General features: G+C 61.1%; 22 protein-coding genes. All 22 read right to left on the bottom strand.

Translation table 11 applies throughout. The features are described 5' to 3' along the window. Nucleotides 1-4 precede the first annotated feature (4 nt). Entirely contained in the window at nucleotides 5-2,281 is a 2,277-nt protein-coding gene (locus AAGQ88_RS18480) for a chemotaxis protein CheA (protein ID WP_342653203.1), read from the bottom strand. Nucleotides 2,282-2,424: 143 nt separating this feature from the next. Next, a complete protein-coding gene (locus AAGQ88_RS18485) occupies nucleotides 2,425-3,213 on the bottom strand; it encodes a protein phosphatase CheZ (protein ID WP_342653204.1) in 789 nt (262 codons plus the stop codon). 19 nt (nucleotides 3,214-3,232) lie between these two features. Next, the gene (locus AAGQ88_RS18490) at nucleotides 3,233-3,607 is read right to left on the bottom strand and encodes a chemotaxis response regulator CheY (protein ID WP_175500148.1); all 375 of its coding nucleotides are present in this window, start codon (nucleotides 3,605-3,607) and stop codon (nucleotides 3,233-3,235) included. Between the two features lie 264 nt (nucleotides 3,608-3,871). Further along, a complete protein-coding gene (gene fliA / locus AAGQ88_RS18495) occupies nucleotides 3,872-4,612 on the bottom strand; it encodes an RNA polymerase sigma factor FliA (RefSeq protein WP_093459605.1) in 741 nt (246 codons plus the stop codon). After that, nucleotides 4,609-5,442: a flagellar synthesis regulator FleN gene (gene fleN / locus AAGQ88_RS18500; RefSeq protein ID WP_062385964.1), complete on the bottom strand. Its 834-nt coding sequence runs from the start codon at nucleotides 5,440-5,442 to the stop codon at nucleotides 4,609-4,611. Before fleN ends, fliA begins: the two co-directional genes overlap by 4 nt. Nucleotides 5,443-5,560: 118 nt before the next feature. Continuing rightward, nucleotides 5,561-6,913, bottom strand: coding sequence for a flagellar biosynthesis protein FlhF (flhF, locus tag AAGQ88_RS18505; protein WP_285425870.1), 1,353 nt, complete (start codon nucleotides 6,911-6,913; stop codon nucleotides 5,561-5,563). Nucleotides 6,914-6,924: 11 nt separating this feature from the next. Continuing rightward, complete coding sequence (flhA, locus tag AAGQ88_RS18510) at nucleotides 6,925-9,054, bottom strand: flagellar biosynthesis protein FlhA (protein WP_093459611.1); 2,130 nt, start codon at nucleotides 9,052-9,054, stop codon at nucleotides 6,925-6,927. A 640-nt stretch (nucleotides 9,055-9,694) separates the two neighbouring features. Next, a complete protein-coding gene (gene flhB / locus AAGQ88_RS18515) occupies nucleotides 9,695-10,834 on the bottom strand; it encodes a flagellar biosynthesis protein FlhB (RefSeq protein ID WP_093459614.1) in 1,140 nt (379 codons plus the stop codon). A gap of 1 nt (nucleotide 10,835) precedes the next feature. After that, complete coding sequence (fliR, locus tag AAGQ88_RS18520) at nucleotides 10,836-11,621, bottom strand: flagellar biosynthetic protein FliR (protein WP_093459617.1); 786 nt, start codon at nucleotides 11,619-11,621, stop codon at nucleotides 10,836-10,838. Between the two features lie 7 nt (nucleotides 11,622-11,628). After that, nucleotides 11,629-11,898: a flagellar biosynthesis protein FliQ gene (fliQ, locus tag AAGQ88_RS18525; RefSeq protein WP_093459619.1), complete on the bottom strand. Its 270-nt coding sequence runs from the start codon at nucleotides 11,896-11,898 to the stop codon at nucleotides 11,629-11,631. Between the two features lie 25 nt (nucleotides 11,899-11,923). Beyond that, nucleotides 11,924-12,667 carry a flagellar type III secretion system pore protein FliP gene (fliP, locus tag AAGQ88_RS18530; RefSeq protein ID WP_093459621.1) on the bottom strand — a complete coding sequence of 248 codons (744 nt, stop codon included), beginning with the start codon at nucleotides 12,665-12,667 and terminating at the stop codon, nucleotides 11,924-11,926. After that, on the bottom strand, nucleotides 12,667-13,215 hold the full coding sequence (gene fliO / locus AAGQ88_RS18535; protein ID WP_342653205.1) for a flagellar biosynthetic protein FliO: 549 nt from the start codon (nucleotides 13,213-13,215) through the stop codon (nucleotides 12,667-12,669). The genes fliP and fliO overlap by 1 nt, the downstream gene beginning before the upstream one ends. After that, nucleotides 13,216-13,680: a flagellar motor switch protein FliN gene (gene fliN / locus AAGQ88_RS18540; protein WP_093459627.1), complete on the bottom strand. Its 465-nt coding sequence runs from the start codon at nucleotides 13,678-13,680 to the stop codon at nucleotides 13,216-13,218. It lies immediately after the preceding gene. A gap of 61 nt (nucleotides 13,681-13,741) precedes the next feature. Next, a complete protein-coding gene (fliM, locus tag AAGQ88_RS18545) occupies nucleotides 13,742-14,710 on the bottom strand; it encodes a flagellar motor switch protein FliM (protein ID WP_093459629.1) in 969 nt (322 codons plus the stop codon). Between the two features lie 9 nt (nucleotides 14,711-14,719). Continuing rightward, nucleotides 14,720-15,223, bottom strand: coding sequence for a flagellar basal body-associated protein FliL (gene fliL, locus AAGQ88_RS18550; RefSeq protein ID WP_093459632.1), 504 nt, complete (start codon nucleotides 15,221-15,223; stop codon nucleotides 14,720-14,722). A gap of 209 nt (nucleotides 15,224-15,432) precedes the next feature. Then, a complete protein-coding gene (locus AAGQ88_RS18555) occupies nucleotides 15,433-16,854 on the bottom strand; it encodes a flagellar hook-length control protein FliK (protein WP_342653206.1) in 1,422 nt (473 codons plus the stop codon). Nucleotides 16,855-16,932: 78 nt separating this feature from the next. Next, nucleotides 16,933-17,331 (bottom strand): Hpt domain-containing protein, encoded by a 399-nt coding sequence (locus tag AAGQ88_RS18560; RefSeq protein ID WP_342653207.1) that lies wholly within the window; start codon nucleotides 17,329-17,331, stop codon nucleotides 16,933-16,935. 21 nt (nucleotides 17,332-17,352) lie between these two features. After that, nucleotides 17,353-19,062, bottom strand: coding sequence for a fused response regulator/phosphatase (locus tag AAGQ88_RS18565; RefSeq protein ID WP_285425864.1), 1,710 nt, complete (start codon nucleotides 19,060-19,062; stop codon nucleotides 17,353-17,355). Then, nucleotides 19,062-19,364 (bottom strand): STAS domain-containing protein, encoded by a 303-nt coding sequence (locus AAGQ88_RS18570; protein WP_093459645.1) that lies wholly within the window; start codon nucleotides 19,362-19,364, stop codon nucleotides 19,062-19,064. Before AAGQ88_RS18570 ends, AAGQ88_RS18565 begins: the two co-directional genes overlap by 1 nt. A 140-nt stretch (nucleotides 19,365-19,504) precedes the next feature. Beyond that, on the bottom strand, nucleotides 19,505-19,954 hold the full coding sequence (gene fliJ / locus AAGQ88_RS18575) for a flagellar export protein FliJ (RefSeq protein ID WP_093459648.1): 450 nt from the start codon (nucleotides 19,952-19,954) through the stop codon (nucleotides 19,505-19,507). Between the two features lie 6 nt (nucleotides 19,955-19,960). Continuing rightward, entirely contained in the window at nucleotides 19,961-21,319 is a 1,359-nt protein-coding gene (fliI, locus tag AAGQ88_RS18580) for a flagellar protein export ATPase FliI (protein ID WP_285425863.1), read from the bottom strand. Then, nucleotides 21,309-22,124, bottom strand: coding sequence for a flagellar assembly protein FliH (fliH, locus tag AAGQ88_RS18585; protein ID WP_342653208.1), 816 nt, complete (start codon nucleotides 22,122-22,124; stop codon nucleotides 21,309-21,311). Before fliH ends, fliI begins: the two co-directional genes overlap by 11 nt.

Raw genomic sequence — 22,124 nt, forward strand, 5'->3', positions numbered from 1 at the left:
TCGATCAGATACGCCGTGCGGCGTAACGCTTGAGCATGCTCGGAACATCGAGAATCAGCGCGATGCGACCGTCGCCGGTAATGGTGGCGCCTGACATGCCCGGCGTCCCCTGCAGCATCTTGCCCAACGGCTTGATGACCACTTCTTCCTGGCCGACCAGTTGATCGACGACAAAGCCGATCCGCTGCGTGCCCACCGAAAGGATCACCACGTGGCCTTCTCGCTGCTCTTCGTGAACGGCAGAGCTGACCAGCCAGCGCTTGAGGTAGAACAGCGGCAGTGCCTTGTCGCGCACGATGACCACTTCCTGACCGTCGACGACATTGGTGGTCGACAAGTCCAGATGGAAGATCTCGTTGACGTTGACCAGCGGGAACGCGAACGCCTGGTTGCCCAGCATCACCATCAGGGTCGGCATGATCGCCAGGGTCAACGGCACCTTGATGACGATCTTCGAGCCCTGGCCCTTGGTCGAGTAGATGTTGATCGAACCGTTGAGCTGGGCAATCTTGGTTTTCACCACGTCCATGCCCACGCCACGGCCGGACACGTCGGAAATCTCGGTCTTGGTCGAGAAGCCCGGCGCGAAAATCAGGTTGTAGCAATCGGTGTCGCTCAGACGATCTGCGGCATCCTTGTCCATGACCCCGCGCTTGACTGCGATGGCACGCAGCACTGCCGGGTCCATGCCTTTGCCGTCATCGGAAATCGACAGCAGGATGTGGTCGCCTTCCTGTTCCGCCGAGAGCACCACGCGACCGCCCCGGGCCTTGCCCGATGCTTCACGCTCTTCCGGGGATTCGATGCCGTGGTCAACCGCGTTGCGCACCAAGTGCACCAGCGGGTCGGCCAGCGCCTCGACCAGGTTCTTGTCCAGGTCGGTTTCTTCACCCACCAGTTCAAGGTTGATTTCTTTCTTGAGCTGACGCGCCAGATCGCGGACCAGTCGCGGGAAGCGACCGAAGACTTTCTTGATCGGCTGCATGCGGGTTTTCATCACCGCGGTCTGCAGGTCAGCGGTGACCACGTCCAGATTGGACACGGCCTTGGACATGGCTTCGTCCGAGCTGTTGGCACCCAGGCGTACCAGACGGTTACGCACCAGCACCAGCTCGCCGACCATGTTCATGATTTCGTCCAGCCGCGCGGTGTCGACGCGCACGGTGGTTTCCGCTTCGGCCGGCGGCTTCTCGCCAGCGGCAGGTGCCGGGGCACGAGCGGCGGCAGGTGCGGCGGCTGGAGCGGCCTTGGCCGGGGCAGCGGTAGCCGGGGCAGGCGCTGCTTTGGCAGGCTCGACTTTTGGCGCTTCGACCTTGGCGGGCTCGGCCTTCTTCACCGGTGCGACGGCGGTGGCGGCCACGCCCGGTTCGAATTTGCCTTTACCGTGAAGCTGATCGAGCAAGTCTTCGAATTCGTTTTCAGTGATTTCGTCGCCCGAGCCTTTCGCCTCGGTGGCGGCCGGCGCTGCAGCGGCAGCAGCCACAGGGGCAGCGGCACCGGCTTCGGGCGAGAACGAGCCCTTGCCATGCAGTTGATCGAGCAATGCTTCGAATTCGTCGTCGGTGATTTCGTCGCTGGCGGCTTCGGAAGCCGGCGCCGCGGCGGCAGCTGGTGCGACCGCATCGACGGCGAACTGGCCCTTGCCGTGCAACTGATCCAGCAGCGATTCGAATTCGGCGTCAGTGATCTCGTCGCTTGGCGCGTCGCCAGACGACTGTGCAGGCGTCGCCGGGGCCGGGGTCGAAGCAACGGCACCCGCCGCTTCGGCCTTGACCGCATTCAGCGAGTCCAGCAGTTGTTCGAATTCCTGATCGGTGATGTCTTCGGACGGCGCTTCGGCCACCGGCTCCGGCGCCACAGGAGCGGGCGCGGCAGCCACTTCGTCAGCCGACGCAGGCTCTGCCAGGCGGGAAAGCGCAGCAAGCAGTTCAGGCGTGGCCGGCGTGATGTCCGAACGCTCGCGCACCTGACCGAACATGCTGTTGACGGTGTCCAGGGCTTCGAGCACAACGTCCATGAGTTCCGCGTCGACCCGGCGCTCACCTTTGCGCAGGATGTCGAACACGTTTTCGGCGATGTGACAGCATTCAACCAGCTCGTTGAGCTGGAGGAAGCCGGCGCCCCCTTTTACAGTGTGAAAACCGCGAAAAATTGCATTGAGCAGGTCCGCATCGTCCGGCCGGCTTTCCAGCTCGACCAACTGCTCGGACAACTGCTCCAGAATCTCGCCGGCCTCTACCAGAAAATCCTGAAGGATTTCTTCATCGGCGCCGAAGCTCATTGGGGGTGCTCCTAAAATTAACCGTCAAACCGATCCGGAAGCTGTTCGGCGATCTGCGCGCATTGCCTTCGTCGAAGCATTGGCGCGCAGCTCAACAGCCACTTTCACATAGAACCCTGAATCGCAGACCCGCAAGCGGGAATCTAGAAGCCAAGGCTGGATAGCAGATCGTCTACATCATCCTGACCGGATACGACGTCTTCACGTTTATCGGCATGAATCTGCGGACCTTCACCCTTGGAATGAAGTTTTTCCTGTTCTTTTTGCTGACGGAACACTTCCTGGTCGTGTTCGATCCCTGCAAAGCGATCGACCTGACTGGCCATCAGCACCAGCTTGAGCAGATTGCTCTCCACTTCGGTGACCAGTGTGGTCACACGCTTGATGACCTGGCCGGTGAGGTCCTGGTAATCCTGAGCCAGCAGAATGTCGTTCAGGTGGCTGGCGACCTCGGCGGTCTCCTTCTCGCTGCGCGTCAGAAAACCATCGACGCGGCGGGCCAGATCACGAAACTCATCGGCACCGATCTCGCGACGCATGAAGCGTCCCCAATCGGCGCTCAAGGCCTTGGCATCGGCACTGAGGCCATTCATCAACGGCGTGCTCTGCTCGACCAGGTCCATGGTGCGGTTGGCCGCACCTTCCGTCAGCCTGACAACATACGACAGGCGTTCGGTGGCATCGGTGATCTGGGACACTTCTTCGGCTTGCGGCATGTGCGGGTCAATCTGGAAATTGACGATCGCACTGTGCAGCTCGCGCGTCAGTTTGCCGACTTCCTGATACAGGCCGCGATCCCGGGTCTGATTAAGCTCATGGATGAGTTGCACGGCATCGCCGAACTTGCCTTTTTCAAGGCTCGCGACGAGTTCTTGTGCATGTTTCTTCAGGGTCGACTCGAAGTCACCCATTGTCGAATCTTTGGAATCCATAGCGCCCTCGCAGCGGACATCAGCTATTGACGCGCTCGAATATCTTCTCGATCTTTTCTTTGAGCACTTGCGCGGTGAATGGCTTGACCACGTAGCCGTTCACACCGGCCTGAGCGGCTTCGATGATCTGCTCGCGCTTGGCTTCGGCAGTGACCATCAATACCGGCAAGTGACGCAGACGCTCGTCGGCGCGGACCTGACGCAACAGGTCGATGCCGGACATGCCGGGCATGTTCCAGTCAGTCACCAGAAAGTCAAAAGCCCCGCTCTGCAGCATCGGCAATGCGGTGGTACCGTCATCTGCTTCGGCCGTGTTGGTGAACCCAAGGTCACGCAACAGGTTTTTTATGATCCGCCGCATCGTTGAGAAGTCATCAACGATGAGGATTTTCATGTTCTTGTCCAATTCGACCTCCAAGCAGTCTTTAACGCGCCCAGCACCTGGACGCGCGTTCAATCAATACCGGCACAACCCAGTGATCGGCTCTACGAAAATAATAAGGGATGGTGCACATCGAGGGGTCACGAACACGGCGCAACAGGCCGTTCAAAGACCTGATCCGACCGGCTCCTGCCTTGTCTCTCCTGCTTCCCACACCACATTCAGCACAGCCGGTCTTACTTGCAACACGCGAACACCCTGTTCACGTGCGATGAATCAGCGCGCGCGCCACTCTCCCAACCGTCCACGCAACCGCGCGGCGCACTGGCTATGCAGCTGGCTGACCCGAGATTCGCTGACCCCCAGGACCTCACCGATTTCCTTGAGGTTCAGCTCTTCGTCGTAATACAGCGCCAGCACCAGGCGTTCACGCTCCGGCAGATTGGCGATGGCATCCGCCAGCGCAGCCTGGAAACGTTCGTCTTCCAGATCGCGCGACGGCTCCAGCGACTGGCTCGCGCCGTCCTCGTGCAGCCCTTCATGCTCGCCGTCCTGCAACAGGTCGTCGAAGCTGAACAGGCGACTGCCCAAGGTATCGTTCAAAATCCCGTAGTAATCATCGAGACTCAATTGAAGTTCGGCAGCAACCTCGTGATCTTTAGCGTCACGGCCGGTTTTTGCTTCAATTGCACGAATCGCGTCGCTGACCATGCGCGTATTCCGGTGAACCGAGCGTGGCGCCCAGTCGCCCTTGCGCACTTCGTCGAGCATCGCGCCGCGAATACGAATACCCGCGTAAGTCTCGAAACTCGCACCTTTGGTGGAGTCGTACTTGGTCGACACCTCGAGCAGACCGATCATGCCGGCCTGGATCAGGTCCTCGACCTGAACACTGGCCGGCAGTCGCGCCAGCAGGTGGTAAGCGATGCGCTTGACCAGCGGGGCATAACGCTCGATCAGTTCGTACTGGGAATCTTTGGATGATTTGCTGTACATGCGATAGCCACTTGCGGTCATGACACGGGCCCTGCGCTGGTCTGATGCACCAGGCGTTCAACGAAAAACTCAAGGTGACCGCGCGGGTTCGCCGGCAGCGGCCAGGTATCGACCTTCTGCGCGATGGCCTTGAACGCCAGCGCACATTTGGAACGCGGGAACGCTTCGTACACCGCACGCTGCTTCTGGACCGCCTTGCGCACGCACTCGTCGTACGGAACGGCGCCAACGTATTGCAGCGCGACATCGAGGAAACGGTCAGTCACTTTGGTCAGCTTGGCGAACAGGTTGCGCCCTTCCTGCGGGCTCTGCGCCATGTTGGCCAGCACGCGGAAGCGGTTCATGCCGTAGTCGCGATTGAGCAGCTTGATCAGCGCGTAAGCGTCAGTGATCGAAGTGGGCTCATCGCACACCACCAGCAGGACTTCCTGAGCGGCGCGCACGAAGCTGACCACCGACTCGCCGATCCCGGCAGCGGTATCGATCACCAGCACATCCAGGTTGTCGCCGATGTCGCTGAACGCCTGAATCAGACCGGCATGCTGCGCCGGAGTCAGGTGCACCATGCTCTGCGTGCCGGAAGCGGCCGGCACGATGCGTACGCCGCCCGGCCCCTGCAGCAGCACGTCGCGCAGCTCGCAGCGGCCCTCGATGACATCCGCAAGCGTGCGTTTGGGCGTCAGCCCCAGCAATACGTCGACGTTGGCCAGACCCAGATCGGCGTCCAGCAACATGACGCGACGCCCGAGCTCGGCCAGCGCCAGTGAAAGATTCACTGAAACGTTGGTCTTGCCGACGCCACCTTTGCCACCGGTCACCGCGATAACCTGTACGGGATGCATGCTGCCCATGTTAATTTTTTACCTTGTCTTGCTTAGACCTAAGCCACATGTAGGGCTGCACGTTCAGAGTGTGAACAATGCCTGGCAGACCATCGATGCAGGTATATTCCAGTGTCATTTTCCCTACCTAGCCCGCACGCTTGCCGGGACTGTGATAAAGATCCGCAAACATATCCGCCATCGCTTCCTCGCTAGGCTCCTCCTGCATCTGCACACTGACAGCCCGGCTTACCAACTGGTGCCGGCGTGGCAAATGCAGATCATCCGGTATCCGTGGACCATCGGTGAGATAGGCCACAGGCAGTTCGTGAGTGACCGCCAGGCTGAGGACTTCGCCCAGGCTGGCCGTCTCGTCGAGTTTGGTCAGGATGCACCCGGCCAGACCGCAACGTTTGTAACTGTGATACGCCGCCGTCAGCACCTGCTTCTGGCTGGTGGTGGCCAATACCAGATAGTTGCGGGCACGGATGCCACGACCGGCGAGGCTTTCCAACTGCAGGCGCAAGGCCGGATCGCTGGCTTGCAGGCCCGCGGTGTCGATCAACACCACGCGCTTGCGCAGCAGCGGCTCCAGCGCCTGCGCCAGAGACTGGCCCGGATCGACGTGCGTCACTGGCACGTTGAGGATCCGGCCCAGGGTTTTAAGCTGTTCCTGAGCACCGATACGGAAACTGTCCATGCTCACCAGCGCAATGTTCTGCGCGCCGTATTTCAACACATAACGGGCGGCCAGTTTGGCCAGCGTGGTGGTCTTGCCCATACCGGCAGGACCGACCATGGCGATCACACCGCCCTCTTCCAGCGGCTCCACGTCCGGCGTTGCGATCATGCGCGCCAGATGGGCCAGCAACATGCGCCAGGTGTGCGCCTGATCGCCACCTTCCGGCACCATCGCCAGCAGATCACGGGACAGCGGACCGGACAGGCCGATGCGTTGCAGACGACGCCACAGATTAGCCTGTTGCGGACGGCTGCCTTGCAGCTGGTTCCAGGCCAGCGAACCCAGCTGGACTTCCAGCAGTTCGCGCAGCCCGTTCAATTCGGAGCGCATCGAGTCGTAGGCGCGCTGGCTGACCGCAGGCTCCACGGGACGCTCGGCGCGTTCGGCACGATCGGCCGCCATGGCGGCGTGGATCGATGGGCGAAACGGTTCTTCAAGCGTCGGCTCGATCTGCTTGCTGTCATCCATCGCCAGCCCTGCGAACAACTGACGATTGGCGACAGTGTCCAGCTCGCTACGGTGGGTCAGCTCAGCCTGAGCGGTGACGATGCGCGACTGAGTCTTGCGCAACTCGTCTTCGAGCTCGATGTTCGGCACACGCGGCGCCAGCGCAGACAATTTGTAGTCCAGCGCGGCAGTCAGTTCCACGCCGCCGGCGATGCGCCGGTTACCGATGATGGCCGCTTCGGCGCCCAGCTCATCACGAACCAGCTTCATGGCTTGTCGCATATCGGCGGCGAAAAAACGCTTAACTTGCATGACTCACTACCTCAGCCGTTCGGCCCGACAGTCGCTACGATGGTGACTTGCTTATTGTCAGGAATTTCCTGGTAAGCCAAAACATGCATATTCGGAACAGCCAGGCGTCCAAAGCGGGACAACATGGCGCGAACCGGACCTGCGACCAACAAAATGACCGGCTGACCCTGCATCTCCTGACGCTGCGCTGCTTCGATCAACGAGCGCTGAAGTTTCTCAGCCATGCTCGGTTCGAGCAGAACGCCTTCTTCCTGACCCTGTCCAGCCTTCTGCAGACTATTGAGCAATATCTGTTCCAACCTTGGCTCAAGCGTGATAACAGGCAGCTCCGGCTCAATGCCGACAATGCTTTGCACGATTGCGCGGGACAAACCGACCCGTACGGCAGCGACCAATGCGGCGGTATCTTGACTCCGCGCAGCGTTGTTGGCGATAGCCTCGGCAATGCTGCGAATATCGCGCACCGGTACCTGCTCGGCCAGCAATGCCTGAAGCACCTTGAGCAGCGCCGACAGCGACAACACGCCCGGCACCAGTTCCTCGGCAAGTTTTGGCGATCCCTTGGCCAGCAAAGCCATCAATTGCTGGACTTCCTCATGGCCAATCAACTCATGAGAGTGCTTGTACAGAATCTGGTTCAGGTGGGTTGCCACAACGGTACTGGCGTCCACCACGGTGTAACCCAGCGATTGTGCCTGCGCCCGCTGGCTGATTTCGATCCAGACAGCCTCCAGACCGAACGCCGGGTCTTTGGCATTGATGCCGTTCAGACTGCCAAATACCTGACCTGGGTTGATCGCCAGCTCCCGATCCGGGTAAATCTCGGCTTCGGCCAGCGTCACGCCCATCAGCGTCAGGCGGTAGGCGCTGGGCGCCAGGTCAAGGTTGTCACGGATGTGAACGGTCGGCATCAGGAAGCCCAGCTCCTGGGAAAGCTTCTTGCGCACGCCCTTGATCCGCGCCAGCAACTGACCACCCTGATTACGGTCCACCAGCGGAATCAGACGATAGCCCACTTCCAGGCCGATCATGTCGATCGGGGTCACGTCATCCCAGCCCAGCTCTTTGGACTCCTGCGCACGACTCGGCGCAGGCAGCAACTCTTGCTGACGCTTGACCTCTTGAATCGCGGCCAGCTTGACCATGTTCTGTTTTTTCCACAGCAGATACGCGCCGCCGGCAGCCAGCAGCCCCAGACTGATGAACGAGAAGTGCGGCATGCCCGGCACCAGCCCCATGACCACCATGATGCCCGCCGAGACGGCCAGCGCCTTGTGCGACGAAAACATCTGGCGCCCGACCAGCTTGCCCATCTCTTCGGAACCGGAAGCACGGGTCACCATGATCGCTGCAGCGGTGGACAGCAGCAGCGAAGGCAGCTGCGCCACCAAACCGTCACCGATGGTCAGCAGCGCGTAAACCTTGCCGGCGTCGGCGAAGGTCATGTTGTGCTGGAGGATGCCCACCAGCATGCCGCCGATGAGGTTGATGAACAGGATCAACAGACCGGCGATGGCGTCACCGCGCACGAACTTGCTGGCACCGTCCATGGAGCCGTAGAACTCGGCTTCCTGGGCGACTTCCAGACGACGACGCTTGGCTTCCGGCTGATCGATGAGGCCGGCGTTGAGGTCGGCGTCGATCGCCATCTGCTTGCCGGGCATCGCGTCGAGGGTGAAACGCGCGCTCACCTCGGAAATACGGCCGGCACCTTTGGTCACCACGACGAAGTTGATGATCATCAGGATCGCGAACACCACGATACCGACGACGTAGTTACCGCCGATCACCACTTCACCGAAGGCCTGGATCACCTTACCGGCGGCGGCGTGGCCGTCCTGACCGTGGAGCATCACGACGCGGGTGGAAGCGACGTTCAGCGCCAGGCGCAACAGCGTGGCGATCAGCAGGATGGTCGGGAAAACCGAAAAATCCAGCGGGCGCAGTGCGTAAACGCAGACCAGCAACACGACGATGGACAGGGCGATGTTGAACGTGAAGAACACGTCCAGCAAAAAGGGTGGCATCGGCAACATCATCATTGCCAGCATGACCAGCAACAGCAACGGCACGCCCAACTGACCACGGCCGAGGCCGACCAGTCCGATGCGTGCGTTAGAGATTAACTGAGAGCGATCCACCGATTTTTTACCTGCGCGTTAACCAAAACTTTGACGCCAGAGGCGTTGTAATGCAGGTATTGCAAAAACCTGTCCAACATTTGCAGCGGGCTGAAAATATCAGAATGCCAGTATTTGGATTTGGAAGTTTGCGTCGTTGCTTTCGACGCCGAGATCAAGAGCGTCCGCCTAGGGGCAGACTGTTTCGCCTTCGGCGAGTTACTTTTAAAAAGCACTAAAAGTAACCAAAAGTGCCTGCTCCTGGTTAGGCCCTCCTGCGTCGGGTTCCCTCGCTCCGGTCTTGCTCCGTGGGCCCGCGCCGAACGGACATCCATGTCCTGACGGCGCTCTCGCGGCATCCATGCCGCTCAGCCCACTGCGCAAGACCTGCGTTCAGCCTGCACCGAAGTCGCGTTTTGTGGTGCTTGGACTACCGCGTAGAAGATCAAAGCAACGGCAAAAGCAGGAGCTCTTCCCGGCTAAAGCCGGTCCTACGGGGTGCGCGGTGTGTCAGTTGATCGTTCCCACGCTCCGCGTGGGAATGCATCCCTTGACGCTCCGCATCACTTAGCCCGTGGGACGCAGAGCGTCCGGGGCGGCATTACCACGCGGAGCGTGGGAACGATCGGAAAGAAGGGCATCAGATTAGCGGAGATAAGTACTAAGAATCCCGCCTCAAATCCGGCGGAATCGGCAAATCTTCACGCAGCGGATCAGGCCGCTTGCCGCGCCCCTGACGGAACTGGCGAATCTGATACACGTAGGCCAGCACCTGCGCCACCGCCAGATACAACCCTGCCGGAATTTCTTGCTCCAGCTCGGTGCTGTAGTAGATCGAACGCGCCAGCGCCGGCGATTCCAGCAGCAGAATCTGATGCTGAGCTGCGATCTCGCGGATCTTCAGCGCCAGGAAATCGCTGCCCTTGGCCAACAGCACCGGCGCCCCGCCCTTGTCTGCGTCGTATTTGAGCGCAACGGCATAGTGAGTCGGGTTAGTGATGATCACGTCGGCTTCCGGAATCGCCGACATCATCCGCCGCTGGGACATCTCGCGCTGCAGCTGGCGAATCCGCTGCTTGACCTCCGGCCGGCCTTCGTTGTCCTTGTGCTCGTCGCGCACTTCCTGCTTGGTCATCATCAGCTTGTTGCGCGCTTCCCACAGCTGCACCGGGACATCCACCGCGGCGATGATCAGCAGCCCGAACGACATCCACAATGTGTTCCAGCCCACCAGTTGCAGGCTGTGGATGACCGCCATTTCCATGGGTTCGTGAGCGATGGCGAGCAGGTCGTTCTTGTCCTTCATCAACACCACGACCGCGACGATCAGCACGATGAAGAACTTGGCGAACGACTTGACCAGCTCGATCAGCGCCTTGGGCGAGAACATGCGCTTCAGACCGGCCGCCGGGTTCAGCCGACTGAACTTGGGCGCCAGCGAGCCCGCCGCGAACAGCCAGCCGCCCAGCGACACAGGCCCGACCAGTGCGGCGATGGTCAACGCCACCAGCAGCGGCTGGATCGACCACAGCGCCGCCTTGCCCGAGACCATCAGCATCAGCGTCATGCTGCGCTCGTCCATCAAGGTCTCGCGGGTGATGGTCAGGTTGTCGCGCATCAGCTGCATCATCATCTCGGCCATCGAACCGCCGAATGCCAACAATCCGGCGGCACCGACCAGCATCACGACGACGGTGTTCAGTTCCTTGGAGCGGGCGATCTCGCCCTTTTCCCTGGCCTCACGTTTGCGTTTGTCCGTGGGGTCTTCTGTTTTGTCCTGACCGCTCTCGCTTTCAGCCATGTCAGCGCGCCTTGACCATGTCCCTGAGCAACTGCAAGGCGTCGACCGCCAGCGGTTGGTATTGAGTGAGAATGTCGCCGAGCGAGACCCACAGGACCCACATGCCCAGCACTAGCGTCAACGGAAAACCGATGGTGAAGATGTTCAGCTGCGGCGCCGCCCGGGTCATCACGCCCATCGCGATGTTGAGCACCAGCAACGCGGTGATCGCCGGCAGCACCAGAATCAGCGCCGCGCCGAGCACCCAGCCCAGGCGCAGCACCAGCTCCCAGAAATTGGCGAGCATCAGCCCCTCACCGACCGGCAGCGTGGTAAAGCTTTCGATCAGCACTTCGAACACCACCAGATGCCCGTTGGTGGAGAGAAACAGCAAGGTCACCAGCATGGTGAAGAACTGGCCGATCACCGCCACCGACACCCCGTTGATCGGGTCGATCATGGACGCGAAGCTCATGCCCATCTGCACGGCGATGACTTGGCCGGCAATGACGAAGGCCTGAAAAAACAGCTGCAGCGACAGCCCGAACGCCGCGCCGATGATGATTTGCTCGGCGATCAGCAGCAACGCACTCAAGTCCAGCGCGTGAACCGGCGGCATCGGCGGCAGGCTGGGGGCGATCACGACGGTGATCGCCAGCGCCAGATATAGACGCACACGGTTGGGGACCAGCGTAGTGCCGAAGATCGGCATGGTCATCAGCACCGCAGCGATCCGGAACAGCGGCAACATGAACGCCGCCACCCACGTGCTGATCTGCGTGTCGGTCAGCGCCAGCACAGGTTCCATTCGTGACTCAGCCGATGACTTGCGGAATGCTGGTGTACAGCGAAATGATGTATTCCATGAACGTGCGCACCAGCCACGGACCGATGACGATCAGGGTCACCAGCATCACCAGCAGACGCGGCAGGAAGCTCAAGGTCTGCTCGTTGATCTGCGTGGCCGCCTGAAACATCGACACGATCAGGCCCACGATCAGGCTGGGCACCACCAGAATGGCCACCATGGTGGTCGTCAACCACAACGCGCTGCGAAACAGATCGATTGCCACTTCCGGGGTCATGCTGCGCACTCCTCGTCAAACAGGTTCATACGCCACCGAAACTGCCGGCCAGCGTGCCGATGACCAACGCCCAGCCATCCACCAGCACGAACAGCATCAGTTTGAACGGCAGGGAAATGATCAGCGGCGAGAGCATCATCATACCCATGGCCATCAACACGCTGGCGACGATCAGGTCGATGATCAGGAACGGGATGAAAATCATGAAGCCGATCTGAAACGCGGTCTTGAGTTCGGATGTCACGAACGCCGGAACGATGATGGTCAGCGGCGCGGCATCGGGCGAAGCGATGTCGGTGCGCTTGGACAGGCGCATGAACAGCTCGAGGTCGCTGGACCGGGTCTGCGCCAGCATGAAGTCCTTGACCGGCACTTCCGCCTTGGCGACTGCATCCTGGGCCGTCAGCTTTTCGGCCAGATACGGTTGCAACGCGTCGGTGTTCACACGATCGAACACCGGCGCCATGATGAACAGCGTCAGAAACAGCGCCATGCCGGTCAGGATCTGGTTGGACGGCGTCTGTTGCAGACCCAGCGCCTGACGCAGGATCGAAAACACGATGATGATGCGGGTGAAGCTGGTCATCAACATGACGAACGCCGGAATGAAGCTCAGCGCCGTCATGATCAGCAGGATCTGCAGGCTGACCGAATACTCCTGCTGGCCGTTCGCGCCGGTACCCAACGTGATCGCCGGGATCGACAGCGGGTCGGCGCCGAACGCCAGCGGCGCTGCCAGCAACAACAGCAGCGTCAAAACAATGCGCATCAGTTCTTATCCTTTCGATCCGGGTTGCCGAAGCCGTCTTTACCCACGCGCTGCCCGCTCAGGCCTTTGCTGCCGAGCGCTTCCATCAAACGCCTGGCGAATTCCGGTGTGGCGTTCTGGCTCTCGGGCACTTCGACCGGCTCGTTCATCACGTGCAGCGCCGTGATGCTGCCGGGCGATACACCCAGCAGCACTTGCTCGTTGCCGACCTGCACCAGCACCAGCCGGTCGCGCGGACCCAGCGCCCGCGAGCCGACCAGCTCGATCACCTGATTACCCGCAGGACCCGCGCGCTGAACCCGGCGCATGAGCCAGGCCAGCACGAAGATGAGGCCGATGACCAGGAGCAGACCCAGCACCAGTTGCAGCAACTGACCGCCGATGCCGCTGGTCAGCGCGCCGGCCACCTGCGGCGCGGCAGGCGCCGGAGTCGTCGCCGAGGTTGCAGCGGCAGGCGCCGCAGCGGGCGCTGCCGGATCGGCCGCCATCACCACCCAGGACATCGCCAGCAGCGGCAAGCCCGACAGCGTTCTCAGAAAACCGCTCATTCAGCGCAGCTTCTTGATGCGTTCACTCGGGCTGATCACGTCGGTCAGGCGGATGCCGAACTTCTCGTTCACCACAACCACTTCGCCGTGGGCGATCAGCGTGCCGTTGACCAGCACGTCCAGCGGCTCGCCCGCCAGACGGTCCAGCTCGATTACCGAGCCCTGGTTCAACTGCAGCAGGTTGCGAATGTTGATATCGGTACTGCCCACTTCCATGGAGATCGACACCGGAATGTCGAGAATCACATCCAGGTTCGGGCCATCCAGTGAAACGGGAGCATTGTTTTTCGGCACGCTGCCGAACTCTTCCATCGCCATGCGGTTGGTAGAGGAATGACCGGCATCGGCAGCCAGCAGTGCGTCGATGTCCGACTGACCACCCTCTCCGGCTTCGCCCAGCGCAGCCGCCCACTCATCGGCCAAGGCCTGATCGTCAGCGGAGTTCATATCGTTTTCATCAGCCATGGTTGTCCTCGGCGAGCATTGATTCGTTTACACAGCACATTCATTTGCTGACGACAAAGTGTCAGCGACGTTCTACCGGTTCGACCACTTGCAGGGCCAGATTGCCCTTGTGCGAACCGAGCTTGACCTTGAAGGACGGCACACCGTTGGCGCGCATGATCAGGTTTTCCGGCAGTTCCACCGGGATCACGTCACCGGGCTGCATGTGCAGGATGTCGCGCAGCTTGAGCTGACGACTGGCGACCGTGGCCCGCAAGGGCACCGAGACATCCAGCACGTCTTGCTTGAGCGCGTTGACCCAGCGTTCGTCCTGATCGTCGAGATCGGACTGGAAGCCGGCGTCGAGCATCTCGCGGACCGGTTCGATCATCGAGTACGGCATGGTCACGTGCAGGTCGCCGCCACCGCCGTCCAACTCGATGTGGAACGTCGACACGACGATGGCCTCGCTCGGGCCGACGATGTTGGCCATGGCCGGGTTCACTTCCGAGTTGATGTACTCGAAGTTCACTTCCATGATCGCCTGCCAGGCTTCTTTCAGGTCAATGAAGGCCTGATCGAGCACGATCCGCACCACGCGCAGTTCGGTCGGGGTGAATTCACGCCCTTCGATCTTGGCGTGACGGCCGTCGCCACCGAAGAAGTTGTCCACCAGTTTGAACACCAGTTTGGCGTCCAGAATGAACAACGCGGTGCCGCGCAGCGGTTTGATCTTGACCAGGTTCAGACTGGTCGGCACGTAGAGCGAGTGCACGTATTCGCCGAACTTCATCACCTGCACGCCGCCCACCGCCACGTCGGCAGAACGACGCAGCAGGTTGAACATGCTGATGCGGGTATAGCGGGCGAAACGCTCGTTGATCATTTCCAGGGTCGGCATGCGTCCGCGGACGATGCGGTCCTGGCTGGTCAGGTCATAACTTTTGACGCTGCCCGGTTCGATGACGCTTTCGGTCTGCACCAGACCATCGTCCACGCCATGCAACAGCGCGTCGATTTCATCCTGGGACAGCAGGTCTTGCACGGCCATGTCGTGGTCCTACTGCAGTACGTAGTTAGTGAAGAGTACTTGTTCGATGACGCTCTTGTTCAGCTCTTTCTGGCCCACTTCCTGGACCACGGCAGCGGCTTTCTGGCGCAGCATCTCCATGCCCACCGGTGTGGCGATGGTATCGAACGGCTGACCGGAGAACATCATCACCAGGTTGTTGCGGATAACAGGCATGTGCACCTTCAGCGCTTCGAGATCAGCGTGATCGCGGGCCAGCAGCGTAATGCTGACCTGCATGTAGCGCTGACGACCGTTGACGTTGTAGTTAACGACAAAGGGTGGCGTGAGAGGTTCGAAAATCGCTTCCTTCTTGACGTTGGCAGCCTCGGCGGCAACGGCAGGATCGGGCTTGCTCTCGGACTTGTGCATGATGAACCAGGTGGCACCGACCGACAGACCGATGGCCAGCAGCAAACCCACCACAACCAGAATGATGATCTTGAGCTTGCCTTTCTTTGCGGGGTCTTTAACTGCGTCGTCGCTCTTCGCCATGCCAATAATCCGTCACTATCCAAGGGGTTCAGTGTTGCGTGACAGAGCAGGAGCAAGGGTTGTGCCACAACTGCAGCTGCAAGCTATAAGCTTCAAGCGACAAGTAAAAGCAGAAGCGGCGAGGCTGAAGAAATTGACATTCCCCAGACACCCGCCGCTTTTGATCTTGCCTTTACTTGCCGCTTACAGCTTGTAGCTTAACGCTGCTCTTAAGCGTAATAATCGACCGCGCTGGAACCCACCACCGTCAACGGCGCATTCGCGGCTGCAGTCGCCGCATCGACCGGCGCGCCGTCAGCGATCAGGTCGCTGCCGCCGTTTGTCCTGCCGGTGCCATTGCCGCGCTGATTGTCACCGCCCGATTGCTGTTGCGCCTGCTGCTGCATGTTGCGCGACTGATCGGACACATTGACGTCAACCTGGCCCATGCCCTGCTGAACGAACGAATCACGCAGGCGCGACATCTGGCTTTCCAGCGCTTCGCGCACGCCGACATGGGCGCTCATGAACGTCACCTGAGTCTGCTGATCCGCCGCCATATTGACACGGATGTCCAGCCGTCCTAGCTCAGCCGGTTCGAGCTGGATATCAGCCTGCTTGAGGTTCTGGCTGGACAGATACATCACGCGGTTGACGACACCTTCAGTCCAGCCGCCCTGGTTCATCGCCAGCGGCTGATTGAGCAAAGGCGTGGCCGGTGCTGCACCGGTCTTCGCCTGCGCGGCTTGCGACAAGGCAGCCAGACGCTCGGCGAAATTGTCCACCCGCGTATCGGCGCTCGCGCCCTTCACGTCTTTCAGTCCGTCCGCCAGCAAACCACTGAACGCCTTGTCGCCACCGCCTTCAGTGGTGCTGTCGTCCACCGGTTTTTCGCCGAGGGCTGCCAGGTTATTGGCGAGCAGCTGCGAAGGATCGACATTGGGGTCTTGCTTGCCGGAGGTTTTGCCGGCATCCGCCGTCGCGCCTGTGGTTTTCGCCGCCTGCTGGGCTTTGTTTTCCAGCGCGACCTGAACGGCGGTAAGGCCTTCGAGCGGATCGGCCGAAGGGTCGAACTTCTCGTCGGTCGCGTCAGTGGATGCCTGCACCACCGGCGCCGCAATTACCGGCGCGGCGTTGGCCAGCAGCGCCGGATCGACCACCGGTTGCTGCTCAGGCTGCTGCGCGACAGGCAGCTCGGGCTGAACAGGCGGCGTGACGACCAGACTCGGATCGAGCGTCGGGTCTGGCACGGTAGCGGCCACTGTGGAAGCAGCAGCGCCGTCGGCCGTGCTGGAGGTGTCATCTTCGTCGCTGTCGTCACGGGTGTCTTTGTCGCTTCCGTTGTCGTTCTTGCCAGTGACTGCTTTGGCAGGCAAGCCTTTGCCGTTATCGGCAACGGTCTTGTCGGGGGCGGCAGACGAATTGCTGGCGGCGTGCTTGTTGTCCGCTGCCGAACTCTTGGCGCTGGACGGCTTGGACGGGCTGTCATCGACGCTGTTCGCCTTGGGCGCAGCCTGCTTGGCAAACACGTCAGAGAAGCTGGAAGTGTTGTCCTTGACGGGGTCCGGCGCCTTCGCCGTGGTGGTGGCACTGGCTTTCTGAGCTTTGGCAGCCGTCAGAGCAGTCAGTAATGGGTTGTTGGCGAGGGCCATGTTGATCTCCGCAAGAGCACGATTGCACAGAGACAAAGCAAATGGCGGGCCAGTTTTTGAAAATCGGGAAAAGCCGGCTCAGTGGCCGGAAAGGCAAGCGTGCAACTCTTGATCGAAAAACGCCCGCACGATGCGAAATTCTGCCTCGATCGCTGCCACCATCCGCTGGACGTCGTCGTCGCTGACCGGAGCGGAACCGCGACCGGCGTCTTCCAGCTCACGGCACAGTTCGCAGAGTCGCGTTGCGCCCATGTTGCCGCTGCTGCCTTTGAAGCTGTGGGCCATCATGCCCAGCTGTCGAAGCGCGTCCAGCGACATCGGCCTGAAACCTGGCGCGAGCGCCAGACGGTTCAATTCCCTGACGCGGTCGTCGGAATCCTTGATGAACACTTCCAGCAGCCTGGGGTACTCCCCGTCCATCACCTCGCGCAGGGTGCTCAGCGCGGTCACATCCACATGTTCAGTCAACTTGTTCACTCCTTGATCAAGAATCGCGGATTATGCCAGACCCTCCCAGGCAAATTCCACGCTGGCCGTACGGCCTCCGTCGGTCCATTGACAGCGATCACTGAGCTGCTTTACCAGAGACAATCCGCGGCCTGACAGCTGGTTCACCGCAGGCGGCAGTGACAGCACGTGGCAGGCATCGAAACCGGCGCCGCTGTCCTGCACGCTGATGGTCAGGCGCCCGCCGCTGCCCGCCGGAGTCACCTGAAAATCGATGCGAATGAAACCATCCTGCAATGCATCCAGCCGCTCTGCCCGCAGGGTGTAATAGAGGCCGAACCCTTCGGCGTCGCGCTTGAGCGCCGAGTTCAGCCCCAGCACGCCATGTTCCAGCGCATTGCTGTACAGCTCGGAAAGCACGATATACAGCTCGCTGCTCTGCAAGCGCAGGCCATGAACCTCTTGCAGCAGTTGCAGCAGATACGGCAACGGGTTGAAGCGCTTGAGCGTCGAGGCACGAAACTCGAAGCTGGCGCCCCAGTCCAGCGGGCTGGAGTCGCCGCTGTCGGTGTAGATGACCGACGGCGGGCCGAGCAGATCCGGCTCGGTGTAAGCGACTTCGACCATGCTGACGTCGTCGCGGGCCTGTCCGCGAAAACGCGCCAGCGCCCATTGCACCTCCTCGATGAGCAACGCCGGATTGCGGTTGGTCACCAGCACGTTCTGCAGACGCCGGGCGCCGAACAGCTCGCCGCTCTCATCGGTGCTGTCGACCACGCCATCGGAGAGCAGAAACACCCGGTCGCCGGCACCAAAGGGATAAACCTGGGTGTTGTCGTCGAAACTGCCCGCGCTCAGCACGCCCAGCGGCACGTGAGTCGACACCAGAGGCGTGTGCGGCCGGCCGTCGCCGTGCAGCAGATAAGCGTCCGGCAGCCCGCCATTCCAGACCTCCACCAACTGCTGTTTGAAGTTCACGCAGATCAGCGCGGCGCAACAGAACATGTCCACCGGCAGAATGCGCTTGAGCTTGGCATTCATCTCACGCAGCGTTTCCGGCAGGCCGTAGCCTTTGGCGGTCATGCCGTAGAACACTTCGGCCAGCGGCATGGCGCCCACCGCGGCCGGCAGACCGTGTCCGGTGAAGTCGCCCAACAGCAGGTGCATGTTGCCCGACGGCGCCCAGGCGGCGAGCAACAGGTCACCGTTGAACAACGCATAAGGCGATTGCAGGTAACGGATATTTGGCGCGCTCAGGCAACCCGAGTGCGCGACCTGGTCGAACACGGCCTTTGCAACGCGTTGCTCGTTGAGCAGGTATTTGTGGTGGCGCGTGATCATGTCGCGCTGCTGCAGGACGGTCTCCTGCAGCAGGCGCAGGCGGTTCATCGCGTTGATCTTCGCCGCCAGCACGATCTGGTTGTACGGCTTGGCGACGAAGTCGTCGCCGCCGGCGTCGAGGCAACGGGCGAGGTCCTCGCCTTCGGTCAGCGAGGTCAGAAAGATAATCGGCACCAGCGACTCGCCGGCCAGCTCCTTGATCCGCCGCGCAGCTTCGAAGCCGTCCATCACCGGCATCATGGCGTCCATCAGCACCAACTGCGGACGCCTGCGTTCGAACAGGCCGACGGCTTCGGCGCCATCACTGGCCGCGAGCACGTCATGGCCCTGCCGACTGACGATTGCCGACAACAGCATACGGTCACTGGCGTTGTCGTCGGCGATCAGAACCGTCAGGCGCTCAGCCGCAGACACCGCCATCAGCCGATGTTGAAAAGTTTGGAGAAGTTGGAAATCGCGAGGATTTTGACGACGTCGGGGTTGCAGTTAGCCAGCCGTACATCCGCCCGTTCGCCGCCAGCGTGGTCACGCAGCAGCAGGAGCATGCCCAGCGCCGAACTGTCGAGGTAATTGGTTTCCTTCAGGTCGACCACGTACCGCTTCGCCTTGGTCTCTTTCTCATAGGCTCCGCGAAAATCCTGATGCGTCGAAAAATCGAAGCGTCCCTTGATCTTGATGGTCAGCTGCTGCTCGTCGGGGGAACGATCGGAGGTTACTGACATAGGCAAATCCCTTGTATGAAACAGCGTCGGACGCTTGAAGTTTTAGCACTGCTTGAGAGGCGCGGCAAATGGTTGGTGATGTGCGCTGATGAAACCTTGAGCGGCATGAGCGGTGCGGGCGCGCCCGGTTGATCGGTCAATCAGAACGCATCGTGCCTGGGCAGGCGCTGGGACAGCTCGTCCAACAGCTTCTGCTCGCGCTTGTCTTCCAGCGCGCGCGCTTCGTCGATGTAGCGTTGCACCAGCTTGCGCAGTCCCTCGACCCGGGCGTAGGCCTTTTGCCACTCGCCGCGCGCCTTGTTCAGGTTGTTCTGATGCCAGTTCAGGCTCTGCCGCTGCTGCGCAACCGCCGTTTCCAGCTGATTGAGAAAGCGCTGGTAGTTCATCAGCCACTGGCCCGACACGCCGTGGGCGCCTTTGTCGATCCATTGTTGCTGATAATCCGAGCGGAATTTTTCCAGTTCGCCCAGTTTGGTTTCGGCAATTCGCACCTGACCCTGGAAATGCCCCAGACGCTGCACGGCGGTTTTTTCGGCCTTTTCGGCCATTTCCACCACCGGCGCCAGGCGGGATGCGCGGCTCTGCGCCATGGGCTATCAGCTCCCGCCCTGGGGATTGAAGATCTTCGCCAGCTGCTCTTCGCTGCTCTGCATGCTTTCGTTGTCGTGCAGGCCCTGGCGCAGGTACTTCACCAGCTGCGGCTGCAAGTTGATGGCAAGGTCGGTCTCGCGATCACCGCCTGCCACATAGGCACCGACGCTGATCAGATCGCGGCTCTGCTGATAGCGCGACCACAACTGCTTGAAATATTGCGCCTGAACCATGTGCTGCGGATCGACCACCGATGGCATGACCCGGCTGATCGAGGCTTCGATGTCGATGGCCGGGTAATGCCCCTCCTCCGCCAGCCGCCGTGAGAGCACGATGTGACCGTCGAGCACGCCCCGCGCCGAGTCGGCGATCGGGTCCTGCTGATCGTCGCCTTCGGACAGAACGGTATAAAACGCGGTGATCGAGCCACCGCCTTTCTCGGCATTACCGGCGCGCTCGACCAACTTGGGCAGCTTGGCGAACACCGAAGGCGGATAGCCCTTGGTCGCGGGCGGCTCGCCGATCGCCAGCGCGATCTCCCGCTGCGCCTGGGCGAAACGGGTCAGCGAATCCATCAGCAGCAGGACATTCTTGCCCTTGTCACGGAAGTATTCGGCTATTCGCGTGCAATACATGGCCGCGCGCAAACGCATCAGCGGCGCATCGTCGGCAGGCGACGCCACCACCACCGAGCGCTTGAGGCCTTCTTCGCCCAGGATGTGCTCGATGAACTCCTTCACCTCGCGGCCCCGTTCGCCGATCAGACCGACGACGATGATGTCGGCCTCGGTAAAGCGGGTCATCATGCCCAGCAGCACACTCTTACCCACGCCGGTACCGGCGAACAGACCCAGACGCTGACCGCGTCCGACCGTCAGCAATCCGTTGATGCAACGGATGCCCACGTCCAGCGGCACGCTGATCGGATCGCGCTTGAGCGGGTTGATGGTCGGGCCGTCCAGCGGCACCCAGTCCTCGGCCTTCATGCCGCCCTTGCCGTCCAGCGGCCGACCCGCGCCGTCGAGGACGCGACCGAGCATGGTCATGCCCATGGGCAGACGGCCGGTGTCCGGCAACGGAACGACTCGCGCGCCAGGGGCGATGCCGGCGACGCTGCCCACCGGCATCAGGAACACTTTGCCGCCGGCAAAGCCCATGACTTCGGCTTCGACTTCCACAGGATGATGGCTGTCGTCGTTGATCACCACGCAGCGGCTGCCCATGGCGGCGCGCAGACCTTCGGCTTCAAGCGTCAGGCCCACCATGCGCAACAGCCTGCCTTCGACCACCGGCTGCACAGGCAGACTGATCGCGTCAGCGTACGTGCTCATACGCTTGCCGAAACTGGTGCGCTCAAGACGCATCGCTGGCTTCCGCCCTGTTCAGGCTCTGTTCTTCCGCACTTTTGATCGCCGCTTCGAGGTCGACACTGACGTCAGGCATTGCGGGGTGCAGCGCCTGCTCGTGCAGTTGGTCGAACATCTTCGCGATCGCCACGCTCAAGCGCGTCTCGATGGACGCATCGATGCGGCTGTGCTCGGTCTCGACCCGGCAACCACCGGGCTGCAGGGTGTCATCTTCGAGGATGCGCCAGTTCTCTTCATGACGCTCGCGCAGGGCTTTGACCTGGGCGAAATCCTGGGAATTGACCAGAATGCGCACGTTATTGGCGCCCATCGGCAGCAGCCGCAGGGCATCCTGCAGCACCTTGCCGATCTGGCCGGATTCGGTTTTCAGCTCACGCTGGATCACTTCGCGGGCCAGATGCTCGACCAGTTGAACCAGCGACTTCTCGATCTGTGCGTCCTGATCGGCGATGGGCTCGAACAGGTGACTCATCAGGGTTTCCAGACTCTGGAGCTTGGCCGCCAAAGCCGCGTCCGCTTCCTGACGCACCTTGAGCTGGGCGCTGTGAAAGCCATCTTTCTCGCCAATGGCAAAGCCTTCGTTGTAAGCGTCCTGGCGGATGCTTTCCAGCTCTTCCAGGGTCAGTGGCTGGACTTCCTCCAGCGGCACTTCTTCGCTCTCGGCCAGCTCCGGCTCTTCGACCGGCTCAGGCTCGGGTGCTTCCACGTGAGGATCGAAGCTGGGCAGCGCCCAGACGTCGAGACTGCTGGCATCCTTGGCGCGGATGAGCTCGCTGGGTGCTGCTTTATCGGAGCTGAACAT

The sequence above is a fragment of the Pseudomonas sp. F3-2 genome (assembly GCF_038804275.1).
Taxonomy (GTDB): Bacteria; Pseudomonadota; Gammaproteobacteria; order Pseudomonadales; family Pseudomonadaceae; genus Aquipseudomonas.

What these genes read in the sequence shown, in the direction of transcription:
- fliO (WP_342653205.1), bottom strand. Translation starts at nt 13,215, where the DNA reads ATGAGCGGTTTTCTGAGAACGCTGTCGGGCTTGCCGCTGCTGGCGATG.
- AAGQ88_RS18480 (WP_342653203.1), bottom strand. Translation starts at nt 2,281, where the DNA reads ATGAGCTTCGGCGCCGATGAAGAAATCCTTCAGGATTTTCTGGTAGAG.
- flhB (WP_093459614.1), bottom strand. Translation starts at nt 10,834, where the DNA reads ATGGCTGAAAGCGAGAGCGGTCAGGACAAAACAGAAGACCCCACGGAC.
- fliR (WP_093459617.1), bottom strand. Translation starts at nt 11,621, where the DNA reads ATGGAACCTGTGCTGGCGCTGACCGACACGCAGATCAGCACGTGGGTG.
- fliM (WP_093459629.1), bottom strand. Translation starts at nt 14,710, where the DNA reads ATGGCCGTGCAAGACCTGCTGTCCCAGGATGAAATCGACGCGCTGTTG.
- AAGQ88_RS18555 (WP_342653206.1), bottom strand. Translation starts at nt 16,854, where the DNA reads ATGGCCCTCGCCAACAACCCATTACTGACTGCTCTGACGGCTGCCAAA.
- fliJ (WP_093459648.1), bottom strand. Translation starts at nt 19,954, where the DNA reads ATGGCGCAGAGCCGCGCATCCCGCCTGGCGCCGGTGGTGGAAATGGCC.
- fliP (WP_093459621.1), bottom strand. Translation starts at nt 12,667, where the DNA reads ATGCGCATTGTTTTGACGCTGCTGTTGTTGCTGGCAGCGCCGCTGGCG.
- AAGQ88_RS18565 (WP_285425864.1), bottom strand. Translation starts at nt 19,062, where the DNA reads ATGGCGGTGTCTGCGGCTGAGCGCCTGACGGTTCTGATCGCCGACGAC.
- fliI (WP_285425863.1), bottom strand. Translation starts at nt 21,319, where the DNA reads ATGCGTCTTGAGCGCACCAGTTTCGGCAAGCGTATGAGCACGTACGCT.
- fliN (WP_093459627.1), bottom strand. Translation starts at nt 13,680, where the DNA reads ATGGCTGATGAAAACGATATGAACTCCGCTGACGATCAGGCCTTGGCC.
- fleN (WP_062385964.1), bottom strand. Translation starts at nt 5,442, where the DNA reads ATGGGCAGCATGCATCCCGTACAGGTTATCGCGGTGACCGGTGGCAAA.
- fliL (WP_093459632.1), bottom strand. Translation starts at nt 15,223, where the DNA reads ATGGCGAAGAGCGACGACGCAGTTAAAGACCCCGCAAAGAAAGGCAAG.
- fliQ (WP_093459619.1), bottom strand. Translation starts at nt 11,898, where the DNA reads ATGACCCCGGAAGTGGCAATCGATCTGTTTCGCAGCGCGTTGTGGTTG.
- fliH (WP_342653208.1), bottom strand. Translation starts at nt 22,124, where the DNA reads ATGTTCAGCTCCGATAAAGCAGCACCCAGCGAGCTCATCCGCGCCAAG.
- AAGQ88_RS18570 (WP_093459645.1), bottom strand. Translation starts at nt 19,364, where the DNA reads ATGTCAGTAACCTCCGATCGTTCCCCCGACGAGCAGCAGCTGACCATC.
- fliA (WP_093459605.1), bottom strand. Translation starts at nt 4,612, where the DNA reads ATGACCGCAAGTGGCTATCGCATGTACAGCAAATCATCCAAAGATTCC.
- AAGQ88_RS18490 (WP_175500148.1), bottom strand. Translation starts at nt 3,607, where the DNA reads ATGAAAATCCTCATCGTTGATGACTTCTCAACGATGCGGCGGATCATA.
- flhF (WP_285425870.1), bottom strand. Translation starts at nt 6,913, where the DNA reads ATGCAAGTTAAGCGTTTTTTCGCCGCCGATATGCGACAAGCCATGAAG.
- AAGQ88_RS18485 (WP_342653204.1), bottom strand. Translation starts at nt 3,213, where the DNA reads ATGGATTCCAAAGATTCGACAATGGGTGACTTCGAGTCGACCCTGAAG.